Here is a 14,992-nt window from a genome sequence, read left to right on the forward strand (position 1 = left end):
GGGGAGAGCGGATGGTGCTGACGACGACAGAGGGGCAGTCGGATCTGCCCAGGTATTTCGCCCAGGTCTTCAAGATGCTGACCAGAATGGAGTCGGGGCGACTAGACATAACATTGCCAGATGGTCGCATCTTTCGCGCAGAGGGACCCAAGGCAGGGCCTGTTGCTCAGATCGATATCCACGACGGAGATGTTTTTGCCCGTCTGATCCGCGAAGGCGAGCTGGGGTTTTCTGATGCGTATCTTGAGGGGGGCTGGAGCACGCCTGATCTGCGCTCATTTATGGATCTTGTCCATCTGGGGTCCGAGACCGTCTATGACGGGTTTACTGGGAAGTTCCTTGTTCAGGCCTATGAACGGCTGCGGTTCTGGCTTCATCGCAATAACCGGACGCAGGCGAAAAAGAATATCTCGTACCACTATGATCTGGGCAATGACTTCTACGGTTTGTGGCTGGATGACACGATGACTTATTCCAGCGCCATTTTTGAGACCGGGCAAGAAAGTCTTGAGAAGGCACAAACTGCGAAATACGCCAGCCTTGTCGATGAAATGGGGGCCAAACCCGGCGACCACATACTGGAAATCGGATGCGGTTGGGGCGGTTTTGCCGAATATGCCGCGAAAGAGCGGGGCCTGCATGTAACCGGCCTCACGATCAGTGAGGAACAGTTTAAATATGCGAAAGAACGCATAGAAAAAGCAGGACTTTCCGATCAAGTGACCTTCAAGTTGAAGGACTATCGCGACGAGCGTGGACAATATGATGGCATAGCCTCAATCGAGATGTTCGAGGCGGTGGGCGAAAAATACTGGCCGGTTTATTTTGAAACCGTTCGGGAGAGGCTGAAGCCAGGGGCGCAAGCGACCTTGCAAATCATAACCGTAGGTGACCACCGCTGGGATTATTACAAGAACGGTGTTGATTTCATTCAGAAATACATCTTTCCGGGTGGAATGCTTCCGTCGCCTGCGATCTTGCGGCAGCAGATCAATCAGGCGGGTTTGAATGTGGTGAAGTCGAAAGAATTCGGCAAAAGCTACGATCTGACACTGCGGAGATGGTATGAAACGTTCAACGCAAAATGGGAACAGATCGCAGATCTGGGGTTTGATGAGCGTTTTCGCCGCATGTGGAATTATTATTTAACTGCCTGTGGCGCAGCCTTTGACACGCGCAATTGCGATGTGACACAGATCACCGTAGCAAAGCAAGTTAACTGACGGACCGTAACATGCCCACTGCCTCGCGTCTTGTAGCCGCCGTTTGTCTCATCGTGCTGGCATTCATTGTCTCAGGAATGATTATCGAAAACGGTGAAGAAGGTAAGGATTACGGGTACTTTACCCTGGTTAACATGGGCCTTGGTGCAGCTTGCGGGTGGGGCATCATGGGTAAGCGGGCTGGGCGCGGCTGGATCTCTGGGATCAACAATGGGCTGACTGGTGTCGCCTCGCTGATTTTCTGGGCGCTGTTCGTGCAGGGCTGTTATGAAATGTTCCGGCTTGCCATGCGCAATCGTTACGGTGGCCCGTTCGAGGCCATACTGGCCATTTTCAAAATCGGGATTGAGTACGGTAAGCTGCTGATTTATCCGGAAATCCTGATTGCATTCCTGATTGGTGCCGTTGTCTCGGGGCTGGCAACAGAACAGGCCAACCGTTCGTGGCGCTGATCCGTTTCCTTACAAGAGAGATCGAATTTGTCTGATTTGTTTTTTTATGGAACGCTGCGGCACTTGCCGTTGTTGGAACGCGTTCTTGGTCATCCTCTGAGCGAAAGCAAAGCACGGCCCGCCCGACTTCGAGGTCATGCTGTCCATTCTGTCCAGGGGCAGGATTTCCCGATGATCCTGGAAACGGAAGGCGCCAGTGCCGAAGGGTTGCTCGTGCAGGACTTGTCGCCTGAGGATCTGGCCAGGCTGGATTATTACGAAGGGTCTTTCGACTATGATCTGAAGCCTTTGAAAGTCGAATTAGAAGACGGGACCGAGGCCGAAGCGCAGGTCTTTTTTCCGGCACCCGATGCATGGAGACCGGGTGATTTGTGGTCGCTTCAGAACTGGGCGGACAGATTGGGCGAACTCACAACGCTCGCGGCTGAGGAAGAGATGGCCTATTTCGGGAAGGTCGCCCCCCGGGTCATGGCCCGCAGTATTCGCGCCACTCAAACGCGTGCCTGGTCGAAGATTATGGCCGGGCAGCGGCGAACCGGTGATCCGCGGGACATTGCAAATGACGTGATCGTGCATCGCCATGACCGGGTGTATCTCGATTATTTCGGGATGGAGGAAATCGATCTGCAACACCGGCGGCATGACGGCAGCATGGGTCCGGTGCTGCGCCGTGGAAGCTTGTTGCAGGGCAGTGCGGTCGGCGTTCTGCCCTATGATCCGGTCCGTGATACCGTTTTGATCGTGGAACAGTTCAGACCGCCGGTTTTCCTGAACAACGATCCGGAACCCTGGCTTTGGGAAGCGGTGGCCGGGATGATTGATCCGGGCGAGACACCCGAACAGGCCGCGCATCGCGAGGCGATGGAGGAGGCGGGTATTCGTTTTGACAGGCTGGAATATGCCGGCGGGGCCTATACCTCGAGCGGATCTTCCACCGGGTTCATGTATCTTTATGTTGGTCTGGGTGAGTTGACACACACCACAATCACTGGCGGCCTGGACACAGAAGGTGAAGACATCCGCAGTCAAATCTTACCGTTCGACGAATTCATAGACATGACGGATCGCCATGTTTTTAAGGATCTACAATTGGTGTCTCTGGCTTATTGGCTGGCCCGCCATCGGGACAGATTGCGCGGGTGACTATCCCGCTTGTGGTCGCGGCGGTGCGGCTGTAAATCTTCGATGGTACAAAACGACAAGGGGCCATCATGCGCATTGCACGAGATCTTGCTGACGCAGTAGGAAAAACACCGCTGATCCGGCTGCGCCGCATCAGTGAAGAAACTGGTTGCGAAATTCTCGGCAAAGCCGAATTCATGAACCCCGGTCAATCGGTCAAGGACCGTGCTGCACTCTATATTATCCGTGATGCCATTGCGCGGGGCGATTTGAAGCCCGGCGGCACCATTGTGGAAGGCACCGCAGGCAATACCGGTATTGGCCTGGCGCTGGTGGGTGCGTCAATGGGGTTCAAGACCGTGATTGTGATCCCGGAAACCCAGTCGGAAGAAAAGAAAGACATGCTGCGGCTGGCAGGTGCACAACTGGTTCAAGTTCCGGCCGCACCTTATCGCAACCCCAACAATTTCGTGCATTATTCCCGCCGTCTGGCCGAGGAATTGGCGCTGACGGAACCTAATGGGGCGATCTGGGCCAACCAGTTTGACAACGTGGCGAACCGTCAGGCCCATGTTGAAACCACAGGGCCCGAAATCTGGGAACAAACAGAAGGTAAGGTCGACGGGTTTATCTGTGCTGTCGGGTCGGGCGGTACGTTGGCCGGGGTTGCCGAAGCGTTGCAGCCCAAGGGTGTGAAAATCGGTCTGGTCGATCCTATGGGTGCGGGTCTCTACTCTTACTACACCACCGGTGAAATCGCGATGGAGGGAGGATCGATTGCCGAAGGTATCGGACAGGTTCGGATAACAAAGAACCTGGAAGGGTTCACGCCGGATCATTCCTATCAGATCACTGACACCGAGGCGTTGCCCTATATCTTTGACCTGCTCCGTGACGAGGGGCTGGTCATGGGCGGGTCAACCGCGATCAACATGGCGGGCGCCGTGCGTCTGGCCAAAGAAATGGGGCCGGGCCACACGATTGTGACTGTCCTTTGCGACTATGGCACGCGGTATCAGTCCAAGCTGTTCAACCCGGATTTCCTGCGCGAGAAAGAATTGCCGGTGCCGGATTGGATGACTGAAGCACCGCGCAGCATTCCCGGCGTTTTCGAGGACGTGTGATGCCGAGGCAGGTTCGCCTGTTTCTGACACTGGTATTCCTGTGTCTTGTCGGGCTCGCAGGCGGTGCTGTCGCGCAGCTGACCGACAGGCAAAGTGAGTATTACCGGGGCTGGATAAAAACGGCTGACCGTGCCGAGTCCGTGATTGAAGCGAACCGTGCGTCAAACGCTGCGTTTGAGAATTTACGTTCTGAAATAAACGGTTACCGAGAGGACTTTAACAAGGCACGCAGCGCCAACACAGACCGTATCGCAACGCTGGAAAGCCAGATCAAGGCGCTTGGTCCAAAACCCGAAGGGGACGCGGCCGAACCTGAAGACATCGCTAAATTGCGAACTCATCTTAATGAGCAGCTCAACAGTTTGCGGGTGCCGCGCATCATTTCCGAAGAAGCTTATACCCGCGCAAATGGATTGATCAGTGAAATCGATCGGATCATCCGGACGCGGCAGACAAAACAATTCTTTGAGCGCGGGCCGTCACCGATCAACCCCGTATATTGGGGACCTGCTTGGCAAGACGTAAAAGAGGCGCTTCAGAGCCTGACAAATGAAACAATTACCAACCTGCGTTCGGACGTAGTGAAAGAACGTATCCGTGATCGTGGCTTGGGAATCTTGTTTCTGGTGATCCTGGCCGCGGTTTTACTGATCTTCGGCAAACGTTGGTCCGAACGGGGCGGCGACTATCTGAGGTTGCTGGGCGGAGCGGGCACTGGTGTTTGGTCCTTCATCATTTCTCTGTTGCGGATTCTGTTGCCATGGATCGGTGTCGTTGCCGCCATCGCCGCAATCAGTCTTTCGGGTATTCCGGGTCTGCGAGGCAGTTTGTTGCTGGAAAAAATCCCCTACTGGGCGGCAATTGCCTTCTTCTACGACTGGATTGGCCGACAGATTTACGTGATTGGCGCTTCACAAGGATTCAAGCGCCTGTCTGCTGCTCGGATTACCGAATTGCGGATATACATTGATCTGTTGGCTTTGATGTTGATCCTGCACGAACTGGCGCTTCTGTTTCAGCAGATCGAAAACGTCTCGGATGCGACTCGTGCGGTGATCAGCTTTCCCGTGATTGTTGGAACGGCATTGCTTTTGCTCCGCGTGCGGCAGATCAGAACGAACGACCGCCTGCTGGACCAGACGGCGTCTACCCGGGCCGCCGGATTCAGCCAGTTGTTGGAATTCCTGCGCAAGGCCATGTTCCTGCTGGGGATCGCAACACCCGTACTGGCACTGGCCGGCTATACCAATGCGGCCGAAGCGATCGTGTTTCCGGCGGTAAAAACGCTGGTTCTGATTGCCGCTCTGGCGATTTTCCAACGGTTCGTCAGTCAGATATACGGATGGATCACAGGGCAGGGCGACGCTGCGCGCGACTCTCTTTTTTCGGTCCTGGTGGGCTTTGCACTCGCCATCGTCGCGCTGCCTGTTCTGGCGATATACTGGGGCGCGCGCGAAACGGACCTGCTTGAGGTGTGGTCACGTCTGCTGCTTGGCTTTGACATCGGCGGTGTCATGATCTCGCCCAGCAATTTCCTGACATTTATCGCTGTTTTCGCAATCGGATATACGCTGACACGGTTGTTGCAAAGCGGGTTGCGCAACTCGCTGTTGCCCAAAACCAGCATCGATCCGGGCGGGCAGAATGCGATTGTCGCTGGCTCTGGGTATATCGGGATCTTTCTGGCTGCGTTGGCAGCGATCATGGTCGCGGGGTTTGATCTGTCGTCGCTGGCAATTGTCGCTGGTGCACTGTCTGTCGGTATTGGCTTTGGCCTGCAAACGATTGTGTCTAATTTCGTGTCCGGCATCATCCTTCTGGTCGAACGGCCGATCTCCAAGGGTGACTGGATAGATGTGAACGGGATGATGGGCTACGTGCGTGACATCTCCGTCCGATCGACCCGGATCGAGACGTTCGACAGAACGGATGTGATCATTCCAAACTCGGACCTGATCAGCGGCGTCGTCACCAACTACACACGTGGCAATACCATCGGTAGGGTGATTGTACCGGTCGGTGTCGCCTACGGAACAGATACACGGCTGGTCGAGACCATTCTGGGCGAGGTCGCAAACAACCACCCGATGGTTCTGGCCAACCCGGCGCCCAGTGTAGTGTTTCAGGGATTTGGAGCGGATGCGTTGGATTTCGAGATCAGAGCGATCCTACGGGATGTGAACTGGGTTTTATCCGTCAAATCCGACATGAACCACGAGATCAATCGGCGCTTTCTGGAAGCGGGTATCGAGGTGCCGTTTGCACAGCGTGATATCTGGTTGCGCAATCCCGAAGCTTTGCAGACCTCGAACAAGGTTAAAGAGGCAGGCCTTGCGCCCAAACAGAACACAACCGATTCAACGGCAGGAAAGCCAGTTGAACTGACAGAATCTGATCTGGACCCTGACGCGGGCGATGAAATCTGACGACCAGTCCGACAGCTGAAAGGTCGCGTTTCTGGTCGCTTGACGCTCTGGGTAGACTACCGGATTTAATTGATCCTTTCCGGTGATTTCACCGATTTGGGGCCTTGCAAATCTCATGACATTGGTCCAAACATCGCCGGCACGGAGAGGTGGCCGAGTGGTCGAAGGCGCACGCCTGGAAAGTGTGTAGGCGGGGAACCGTCTCCAGGGTTCGAATCCCTGTCTCTCCGCCATTACCCCCTTAGACAGAAACCCAAACCAGCCCCGGCGTCTTGGCTGTGTACAATTTGGTTTCGTGTACCACGCCGGGTCTTCGAAAGCGCAGGATTTTAAATCCCGGACACTTTTGCTTTTCCTAAAATGAACGCGCGTTAAGCCGGAAAACGAAAAAAATACCATAAACATTAACAAAAATGTCCATTTGATATAGAATTACAGTGTTTTTGTTCGGTAACTCTTGGGTTTTCGTGTGGCGCAAACGCTTTATGATAAATACGGTGGCTTCAAAACAATCAGCCGTGTCGTGATGACCTTCTATGAAATGGCGTTGGATTCGGATGACATCGGCCATTATTTTGAAGATATTGATATGCCGCGGTTGATTGATCATCAGACGAAGTTTGTATCGTCCCTGATTGGCGGACCGGCGTCATTCAGTGATGACAGGATCGAAGCCGTACACAGGCATCTGAGTATTTCACACGACGAATTTGATGTGATGGCTGAGCTGTTTGGCGAAGCGCTGAGCGTGCATGGTATGTCCGATCAGGATATCAAAACCGCGCTGGCTGCAATTGAAGGGAAGCGTTCAATTATCGTCGCCCGAAACGCGGCATGAGCATTCATGCAATAAACGAACAGCTGTTACGCGCCATCGGTGTCGGCATTGCCGTGGTGCGCGCCTCGGATCTTCAGTTCGTTTTTCATAACGGGCCGTTTTCGGAGTGGTTTGGAACCCCCGAGAACGGCAGTACTCTTACGGACATTCTTCCCGCCCTTGATCCCAAAGAATTGGAAGACGTCAAGCAATCGGGCTTGAGATATTCGGTTGAATTGCAAATCAAGCCGAAGCGGCGGACCTTGATCTTTGCAGTCGCAGTTTCGTTGGCCAAAGGGCTGTCCGAGCAGGTTCTGATTGTCGAATGCCAGAACATCACGCGCATTCGCGAGCTGGAAAGCATGATCGACAGCTATTCCACCATGGTCGAACGCAACACGCGAGAGCTGGAGCGCGAGAAAGAGCGGGTTGAACGGCTGCTTCTGAACTTGATGCCACGGGCCGTTTATGAAGAGTTCAAAACCTTCGGTGTTGTCACTCCGCAGCTCTACAAGCAGGTGTCTGTTGTTATGCTGGACTTTGTGGGATTCACTGATTTCGCGGCCAAGACCGACCCGACAGTGACCCTGAGCGAGTTGAACGACATTTTCACAGCGTTTGACAGGATCGTTGAGCAATTCGGGTGTGAAAGGATCAAAACAATAGGTGACGCATATCTTGCGGTCTCAGGCATGCCTGACCCGACACCCGATCACGCGACGGCAGTGGCCCATTGCGCGGTACGTTTCCTGCGTTATCTCGAACGCCGGAACGAAAGCCACCCGCACAAATGGCAGGCCCGGATCGGTTTGGGCATGGGGGCCGCGGTCGGGTCTGTGGTGGGTATTCAGAAATACGTCTACGACGTTTTCGGTCCGGCGGTAAATATCGCGTCCCGACTGCAAATTTTCGCCAATCCTATGAAAATCGTTGCGCCGGAAGAGATGAAATACGCCCTGATTGACGAATTTCAGGTCTCGGACCTGGGACGTGTTGACATAAAGGGAATGGGCGAGATGAATCTGATCAACGTAACGTCCGGGCTGAGCTTACCGCAAAGCAGCCGAACTTTTTGACAGGTGTCAGTCGTCCTGCGGGATCAGACCCAGCCCTCGCAGGTAGATTCCAATGCCGCTTTCCAGCAGGTCTTCCGGGGGGAAGGGAGACGTCGCGCCGGTATTGCGCGCGTATAATTCAACCACACCATGGCTCATCGCCCAGATATGTGCGCTGAACATCGACGCGGGCGGGCGCTTTTCAGGTGGAATATGTTGTGACAGGTCGTCGGCGGCTTTTTCAAGAACCGATTTGGCCCGATTGGCGGCCATTGATAGTTCGGGGGTGCGATTCAACGAAATTCCACTTTCGAACATGGCGATGTAATGGCCGGGGTTCTTCCGCGCAAAAGCCAGATAGGCCCGCCCGGTTGCCTCGAAGGCGGCAAGGGCAGAGGGTTGGCCCTTGTCATAAGCGTATTGCATCAGGTCCGCGAACATCTCGAACCCTTGCCGTGCAGCTTCGGCGATAAGGTCTTCGCGCCCTTCAAAATGGCGATAGACAGCGGCGGGTGTTACGCCAGCGGTTTTGGCGGCTTCAGATAACGTAAAACCTGTCGGCCCCTTTTCTTCGATCAGGGACAAGGCTGCCTCGATCAGGGCTTGCTTTAGGTTTCCGTGATGATAACCGCGTTTCGACATCCCGGCCTCAGGTTCTTTGATTAGGTATTGGAAGACAAGGGGATAGACCAAATACACACGGTCGTCCAACGCTTGCCCTTGAAATCCTTGGCCGGGCAGGGTGAAAACGCAACCTAGGCGTCCCAGACATCCGGACCACCGCAGATCAGGGGATCAATGTCGCCAATGCTTTTTGCGTCCTTCTCATCATAGTCCAGCGTGTGCAGAACCGTTTGAATTGCTGCAAGACGGGCGCGTTTCTTGTCGTCCGACCGGACAATTGTCCAAGGAGATATGTCTGAATGTGACCGGGTCAGAGTTTCTGAAATCGATTGTGTGTATTCGTCCCACTTGTCCAACCCAGCCACGTCAATAGGGCTGAGTTTCCATTGCTTTAAGGGGTCGGTTTCACGGGCCAGAAAGCGGTTCAGCTGCTCAGCCCGCCCGACATTGAGCCAGAACTTGAAGAGTTTGATGCCATCATTGACCAGACCCGTTTCAAGCGGCAGAACCTGACGAAAGAACCGCTCGCGCACTTCCTGGGTGCAGAAACCAAAGACGTTCTCGACCACGCCGCGATTGTACCAGCTGCGGTCAAAGAACACGATCTCGCCAGCGGCAGGCAGGTGAGGGATGTAGCGCTGGAAGTACCATTGACTGCGTTCAGTTTCTGAGGGTTTGCTGAGCGCCACATTGCGCGCGCCGCGTGGGTTCAGGTTTTCGCGAAACCGTTTGATCGTTCCGCCCTTGCCGGCGGCATCGCGGCCTTCGAAGATGATGGCGATCCGTTGCGCCGTGTCCTTGACCCAAGACTGCATTTTGACCAGCTCGATCTGGAGCAGTTCCATCTGCTCATCATAGTCCTTGGTCTTCATCTTCTCGCTATACGGGTAGGTCGGGTTCAGGATTTCGCCTTTCTTCGAATTCTCGATCTCATCCCGCACAGCTTTGGGCGCGCTTTCCTGAAAATACTTCTCTATAGAACCTTTTTCGGTCCGGGCCATATGTCACCTCACGATAAAACCCATATCCGACTATGGATTAGAGCTTGGATTAACGCAAACCTGCACGCCGCGCTGCACGATCAATTGCGGAGGCAACCTCGGGCGCTGCGACAACCTGCGGCATGTGACCGATCCCTGGTAACGCGACCAGTTCGGCCTGCGGGATTTGCTGGATCAGACGTCGGGAATGCCACTCGAGGCCGACAGTGTCGTCGGCGGTGCCGTGAACGATTTCGGTTGGCACTGAAATCTCACCGTATTTCGGCTGCAATTGGGTTATCTCATCCAATAGATTGGCCCGTTGCTTGGCATTTGCATGCATGGAACTGCGCCGGATGGTCAGGCCGGGTCCGAAATGTTCGGCGTATCCAGCGGGGGTCGATTGAGGCGCAAATACAGTGTCCAATGCCCGTGCCACGTACCAATCGGGCACGAAGGAAGAGATCAGGGGCAGGGCGAGCGCGTTGCCGACCGTGGTAGATGCCAATTGGTTAAACCCATCCAGCGGCGTTTCCCACGGAATGGCAGCAGGTGCGATCAAAACAAGCGCCGAGAGATCCTCGGGCCTTGTGACCGCCCATGCAAGTGCCACTGAACCACCATAGCTTTGGCCCGCAACGACAGGCTTTTCCGCCCCAAGTTGGGCAGCAGCTTTTTGCAGGATATCCGCTTGCTCCGTGATCGTTTCACCGTCTGGGTTGAAACTTTCTGAAAACCCCAGGCCGGGCCGGTCAAAAACGATGACGCGGTAGTTTTCCGCCAGAATGGGTGCCAGCGCAAAGGTCATGTCGCGGGTGTTGCCGCTTGAGCCGTGAAGAAGGACAACATCCGGCCCATTCCCCATGATAACCGCATGAACGGCGATCCCGTCGACATCAAGAATCTGGCCTTCGGGTGGGAAAGCCGCTTCTGCCTGTGCTTCGTTCCGGGCGCTGCGCCACGCAGTCACAACGGCAAGGCCCAGAATGATGAGGCCAAAGGATATCAATGTTTTAGCGGCCAATTTCGCTCATATCAAAAGGCGTCGTCTGATAGATTTCGTTTATCCAGTTTCCGTAAAGAAGATGCGCGTGGCTGCGCCAACGGTTTTGAGGTGTCTTGGATGGGTCATCATCCGGATAGTAGTTGATCGGCACGTTGATGGGCGTGTCATTGGCGACGTCACGGTCATACTCCTGTTTCAGCGTGTCGCTGTCATATTCAAAATGGTTGAAGATATACAGCGCGCGATGGCTGGGATCCTCGACCAGACAAGGGCCTACATCGTCGCTGCCCAGCAGGGTCGTCAAACCCTGCGCGGCGTCGATCTCATCTTGTTTCATTTCCGTCCAGCGGCTGACTGGGATAACGCAATCGTCTGAGAACCCACGCAAAAAAGGTGATGCAGGGTTCAGGTTGCGGTGACGGAAACAGCCAAAGGCCTTGGCATCCAGCATGTGTTTTCGGACACCATGAAAATGGTTGATCATCGCCATCCCGCCCCAACAAACTCCAAAGGTTGAATGTACGTTTGTCTGAGTCCAGTCAAAGATTTCGCTGATTTCATCCCAATAGGTGACGTCACCAAATTCCAGATGCTCGATTGGCGCGCCAGTAATGATCAGGCCATCAAATTTATGGTCCTTGACCTCCTGAAAAGGCTGATAGAACTCGGACATATGCTCGGCGGCGGTGGTTTTTGTCTGGTGTTCCGTCATACGGATCAAAGACAGTTCGATCTGCAACGGGGTTGCGCCGATCAGGCGCGCAAACTGGTTTTCCGTCTGAATCTTCTTCGGCATCAGATTCAGCAACCCGATGCGCAGGGGGCGAATATCCTGACGCATTGCCTGATCCTCGGACATGACCATAACGCCCTCTTTGTTCAGGACGTCGAAAGCGGGCAGATCTGAGGGGATTTTGATGGGCATGTGTCTGACTTCGAAGAGATTAGGGAAAACTGGTAGTTAGGCGTTATTGCGTCTGGCCTCAAGGGTACGTTCGATCAACTCATCGAAATCGGCCGCATCGCGGATCTTGCCGATGTCATTGGCATCAATCGTCACGCCCCAGTTCTTTGCCATCGCCTCGTACCGGGGCTGACGATGGGCCAGGGCTTGTGCATAGGTCCAGCGGACAAAATCATCGGGGTTGACCTCGGTCTCTGCACAGCCGTGTTGATCCAGATACTCTGTCCAGGAACGGGTCAGGAAATCGGCCTGATAGGACATGGGTTTTGGGGCCTTGTCGAAACGGCGCACAAGATCGGCCGTATGACCCTCGTCACCCTTCAGCCAGATCATGAGGGTGTGCCGCGCGAGTTCGGACAAAACCTGATCCCTTGGGTCTTTGGGATCCACCCACTCGCAGATGGATCCGCCCGTATCGCAGATAAAGTGAGGATATTTGTACAGACGCTCGGCGCGGTCGATGAAGTATTCGGTGTCCAGCAGCGCATGAATTTCGGCCAAGCGAAACTGTTCCTGCCTGCGGCGGTATTCCGGCATGTCCAAGCCGCCCAGATCGGGGTTTCCCGGCTTGCCCAGATAAGCAGCAACAGGTGTCAGATTGGCGAATGAAATATTCGAACCGATATAGATCGAATCCGACAACAGCAGTTCACGCAAGAACGGAACTTTCATGGCCTCGGCCTTGGCATTGTCGGTGATGTACTCGCCCATATAGCGCGTTCCGATCCGGTAATCGATCGAGTAGTGGAACCAGTTCCCGGAATCTCTGAGGATGTTGGATACGTAGGTCTTGCCTAATCCTGACATGCCAAAGAACAGCACTTTCTTGCGGCTTGCGGTGCGCCAGTCATTGGCTGAGGTGTAGATCATTTTGCGCTGTCCTTTTTGCCCTAGCTAAATCGGGCAGCGCACGGCGTCAATTGGGCCGGGACGAACGATTCAGAACCAAAAGGCCAATCGCCAGAACGGCAAAGCCCAGAAAGGCGTTTGGGGACAGGGACTCTTCGCGCAGCAATGCGCCCAGAACAATAGCGACCGGGGGTATGACAAGCGTCACCAGCATCAGATTGCCACTGCCGGCCATTGCCAAAACCCGATAGTAAAGCAGATATGCGCCGGCCGTTGCGACTATCGCATAATACCCGATGGCCGCCCAGGTTATCGCGGGTAACGCCAAGCTGGGTATTCCATCAACTGCTAGTGTTATTGGTAATACCAGCACTGTCGAAGCCGTCAGCATACCGGCGGCGGCAATCACTGGGGAAAGGTGCGATAACGTTTGCCTCGCCCAAGCCGCGGCACATGCGTAGGAAACTGTTCCGGTCAACACTGCAATCTGAGCGGTGCTTTGCAGGCTGAAATTCAAGAAATTCTGCACTCCGATCGCGATTGAGACACCAAGAAAGCCCAAGCAGACACCCAGTAGCCGGGTCTTTGTCAATCGTTCGTCGCGAAAAAACAGTGCTGCAATCAGAACGCCGAAGATCGCAGTCGCCGCGTTCAGGATCGCCGTCAGACCCGTGTCAATGTACAGCTGCCCCCAAGCCATCAGGCTAAAGGGGATGACGTTGTTCAATAGCCCCATGACCAAAAAAGCGCCCCAGATACCGGGCGAGCGCGGCACCTTGATCCCCTTGATCCAAGTCACCAGCCACAAGACAAGCATGGCCCAGAATGTGCGATGCAAAACCGACGTCATCACGGGAAGCGTGTCCAGAGCGACCCGGATGGAAACAAAGGAGGCGCCCCAGATCAGTCCAAGCAACAAAAGCTCGGCCCAGGCGCGAAGAGAGAGGTGTTTTTGTGCATCCATACGGGCACTGTTTCATTGAAGTTAACCAACGGCGACCCGGTTCATGCGAAAAAGCCCCGCAGAAACTGCGAGGCTTTGTAGGAACATATGATACTCAGATCAGTTCAGAGCGTATGTGATCTGGAAACCAACGCTCCAGGCGCTGTTGCCTGTGAATGTACCACGTGCCGCCGGACCGGCGCCATTCGCGGTGGCATCTCCGATATCCGTGTAACGTACACCACCGGAAATTTTGGCATTCTCAAGAGAATAGGTGCCACCCAGACCGATGCTCCAGAACCCATCTGTCGGGCCGAGGTTCGACACCGGCGTACCTTGGGAAGATTCGTAGCCCAGTGTCACAGCACCAGAAAACTCTTCCGAGAACTGATAGCCCAAACCCAGAGAGTAGGTGAAGGTGGCTTCGTCATAGTCAACCAGGTTCGTGGTCGGCGGATAGTTTGGCGGGTTATACACAAGCTGTGGCCAGTCGACCCAACGGATCGAGCCAAACAACAATGTCTTGGGCGCCACACCGGTCTGGAAATCCAAGTTGATTGACTGCGGTGTTTCAATCTCACTTGTGGTGTTGAACGTTGCCACAGTCCCCGGCGGAATTGGTGGGATAGGAGGCGGATTGAGCGATTCTGTCTGCGAAAGGTCGTGGCTGATCTTGGAGTTATAAGTCAGCGATACACGTGCTGCGATTTCGGGTTTTTCCCAGGCGACACCAACAACATACCCAAAAGCGGTATCAGCGCTGGTATCCACCTGATAGCCTGCGGTAATGGGAACAGTTATCGAGGCCTTGACGCGCTGCGCGCGAATACCACCGATCGCACTGAACCCGCCATCGAATTTGTAGCGCAGCAGCGCTGTGATGGCATCTGTATCCGCTGTCGCCCTCAGGCTGTCGGTTCGACCGCCGGGAATTGGGTTGATAGACAAGGGATACGTGCTCGCGTACTGAATATCGGCACCGAAGGGCTGATCATACATGATGGCGAAATCAAGCTTTTCTGTAAGCGCCGTTTTGTACCCCAAGTGCGGTGTAAAAAAGTCGTTCGCAACTTCACCTGAATCAACGGGTTGGCCACCATTTGTGCCAAAAACGTCTGGCATCGTACCGGTCACGCTTGGGTCGGTATACCCCAACCGAAACTGAACTGCAGAGCCTTCTTCAAAGATCAGGTTGATACCCTGACCGCTGCGGTCCAGGCCGCCTGCAAAACCAGCCGTTGCTCCAACGCACAAAGCGCACGTTGCGAGTAGTGTTGTTTTCATTCTGTCCTCCCGAACTTTTTCGAGTATTTGCCTGGCGAAGAATTGAGTGAGTCCAGCGCCTACTCGTGTGTAATGCGCGATACTTTCTTTTCAGTTAGTTTAAGGTCAACTGGTGACGGTGCG

General features: G+C 54.5%; 14 protein-coding genes and 1 tRNA gene. 8 read left to right on the forward strand and 7 right to left on the reverse strand.

The features are described 5' to 3' along the window. Positions 1-11 precede the first annotated feature (11 nt). The 8 genes from ACR0DS_RS06795 (at position 12) to ACR0DS_RS06830 (ending at position 8,240) form a co-directional block, all read left to right on the forward strand. Complete coding sequence (locus ACR0DS_RS06795) at positions 12-1,223, forward strand: class I SAM-dependent methyltransferase (RefSeq protein WP_480558550.1); 1,212 nt, start codon at positions 12-14, stop codon at positions 1,221-1,223. Between the two features lie 11 nt (positions 1,224-1,234). Further along, positions 1,235-1,675, forward strand: a complete 441-nt coding sequence (locus ACR0DS_RS06800; protein ID WP_480558548.1) for a TrgA family protein — start codon at positions 1,235-1,237, stop codon at positions 1,673-1,675. Between the two features lie 36 nt (positions 1,676-1,711). Then, positions 1,712-2,818 (forward strand): NUDIX domain-containing protein, encoded by a 1,107-nt coding sequence (locus ACR0DS_RS06805; protein ID WP_480492810.1) that lies wholly within the window; start codon positions 1,712-1,714, stop codon positions 2,816-2,818. Between the two features lie 68 nt (positions 2,819-2,886). Continuing rightward, positions 2,887-3,921 (forward strand): cysteine synthase A, encoded by a 1,035-nt coding sequence (locus ACR0DS_RS06810; protein ID WP_480537719.1) that lies wholly within the window; start codon positions 2,887-2,889, stop codon positions 3,919-3,921. Then, positions 3,921-6,347, forward strand: coding sequence for a DUF3772 domain-containing protein (locus tag ACR0DS_RS06815; RefSeq protein ID WP_480481201.1), 2,427 nt, complete (start codon positions 3,921-3,923; stop codon positions 6,345-6,347). Before ACR0DS_RS06810 ends, ACR0DS_RS06815 begins: the two co-directional genes overlap by 1 nt. A 143-nt stretch (positions 6,348-6,490) precedes the next feature. After that, positions 6,491-6,580: transfer RNA gene (locus tag ACR0DS_RS06820), tRNA-Ser, on the forward strand. A gap of 236 nt (positions 6,581-6,816) precedes the next feature. Further along, positions 6,817-7,185 carry a group I truncated hemoglobin gene (locus ACR0DS_RS06825; protein ID WP_209596705.1) on the forward strand — a complete coding sequence of 123 codons (369 nt, stop codon included), beginning with the start codon at positions 6,817-6,819 and terminating at the stop codon, positions 7,183-7,185. Continuing rightward, positions 7,182-8,240 (forward strand): adenylate/guanylate cyclase domain-containing protein, encoded by a 1,059-nt coding sequence (locus ACR0DS_RS06830; protein WP_209504102.1) that lies wholly within the window; start codon positions 7,182-7,184, stop codon positions 8,238-8,240. Before ACR0DS_RS06825 ends, ACR0DS_RS06830 begins: the two co-directional genes overlap by 4 nt. Positions 8,241-8,246: 6 nt before the next feature. Here the strand turns inward: ACR0DS_RS06830 and ACR0DS_RS06835 are convergent, their stop codons facing one another. The 7 genes from ACR0DS_RS06835 to ACR0DS_RS06865 all read right to left on the reverse strand — a co-directional run bounded on the left by ACR0DS_RS06835 (position 8,247) and on the right by ACR0DS_RS06865 (position 14,869). After that, positions 8,247-8,861: a TetR/AcrR family transcriptional regulator gene (locus ACR0DS_RS06835; protein ID WP_209504101.1), complete on the reverse strand. Its 615-nt coding sequence runs from the start codon at positions 8,859-8,861 to the stop codon at positions 8,247-8,249. Positions 8,862-8,974: 113 nt separating this feature from the next. Further along, positions 8,975-9,844 carry a polyphosphate kinase 2 gene (gene ppk2 / locus ACR0DS_RS06840; protein WP_480485818.1) on the reverse strand — a complete coding sequence of 290 codons (870 nt, stop codon included), beginning with the start codon at positions 9,842-9,844 and terminating at the stop codon, positions 8,975-8,977. A 49-nt stretch (positions 9,845-9,893) separates the two neighbouring features. After that, positions 9,894-10,847 (reverse strand): alpha/beta fold hydrolase, encoded by a 954-nt coding sequence (locus tag ACR0DS_RS06845; protein ID WP_480558546.1) that lies wholly within the window; start codon positions 10,845-10,847, stop codon positions 9,894-9,896. Further along, positions 10,837-11,754: a homoserine O-acetyltransferase MetA gene (metA, locus tag ACR0DS_RS06850; protein ID WP_480481193.1), complete on the reverse strand. Its 918-nt coding sequence runs from the start codon at positions 11,752-11,754 to the stop codon at positions 10,837-10,839. Before metA ends, ACR0DS_RS06845 begins: the two co-directional genes overlap by 11 nt. A 36-nt stretch (positions 11,755-11,790) precedes the next feature. Continuing rightward, positions 11,791-12,663, reverse strand: coding sequence for an ATPase (locus ACR0DS_RS06855; RefSeq protein WP_480472449.1), 873 nt, complete (start codon positions 12,661-12,663; stop codon positions 11,791-11,793). A 46-nt stretch (positions 12,664-12,709) separates the two neighbouring features. After that, entirely contained in the window at positions 12,710-13,606 is an 897-nt protein-coding gene (locus ACR0DS_RS06860; RefSeq protein ID WP_480472451.1) for a DMT family transporter, read from the reverse strand. A 99-nt stretch (positions 13,607-13,705) separates the two neighbouring features. Further along, positions 13,706-14,869, reverse strand: a complete 1,164-nt coding sequence (locus tag ACR0DS_RS06865) for an OmpP1/FadL family transporter (RefSeq protein ID WP_480481189.1) — start codon at positions 14,867-14,869, stop codon at positions 13,706-13,708. Positions 14,870-14,992: the final 123 nt, after the last annotated feature.

Source organism: Ruegeria sp. AF5 (assembly GCF_056541905.1).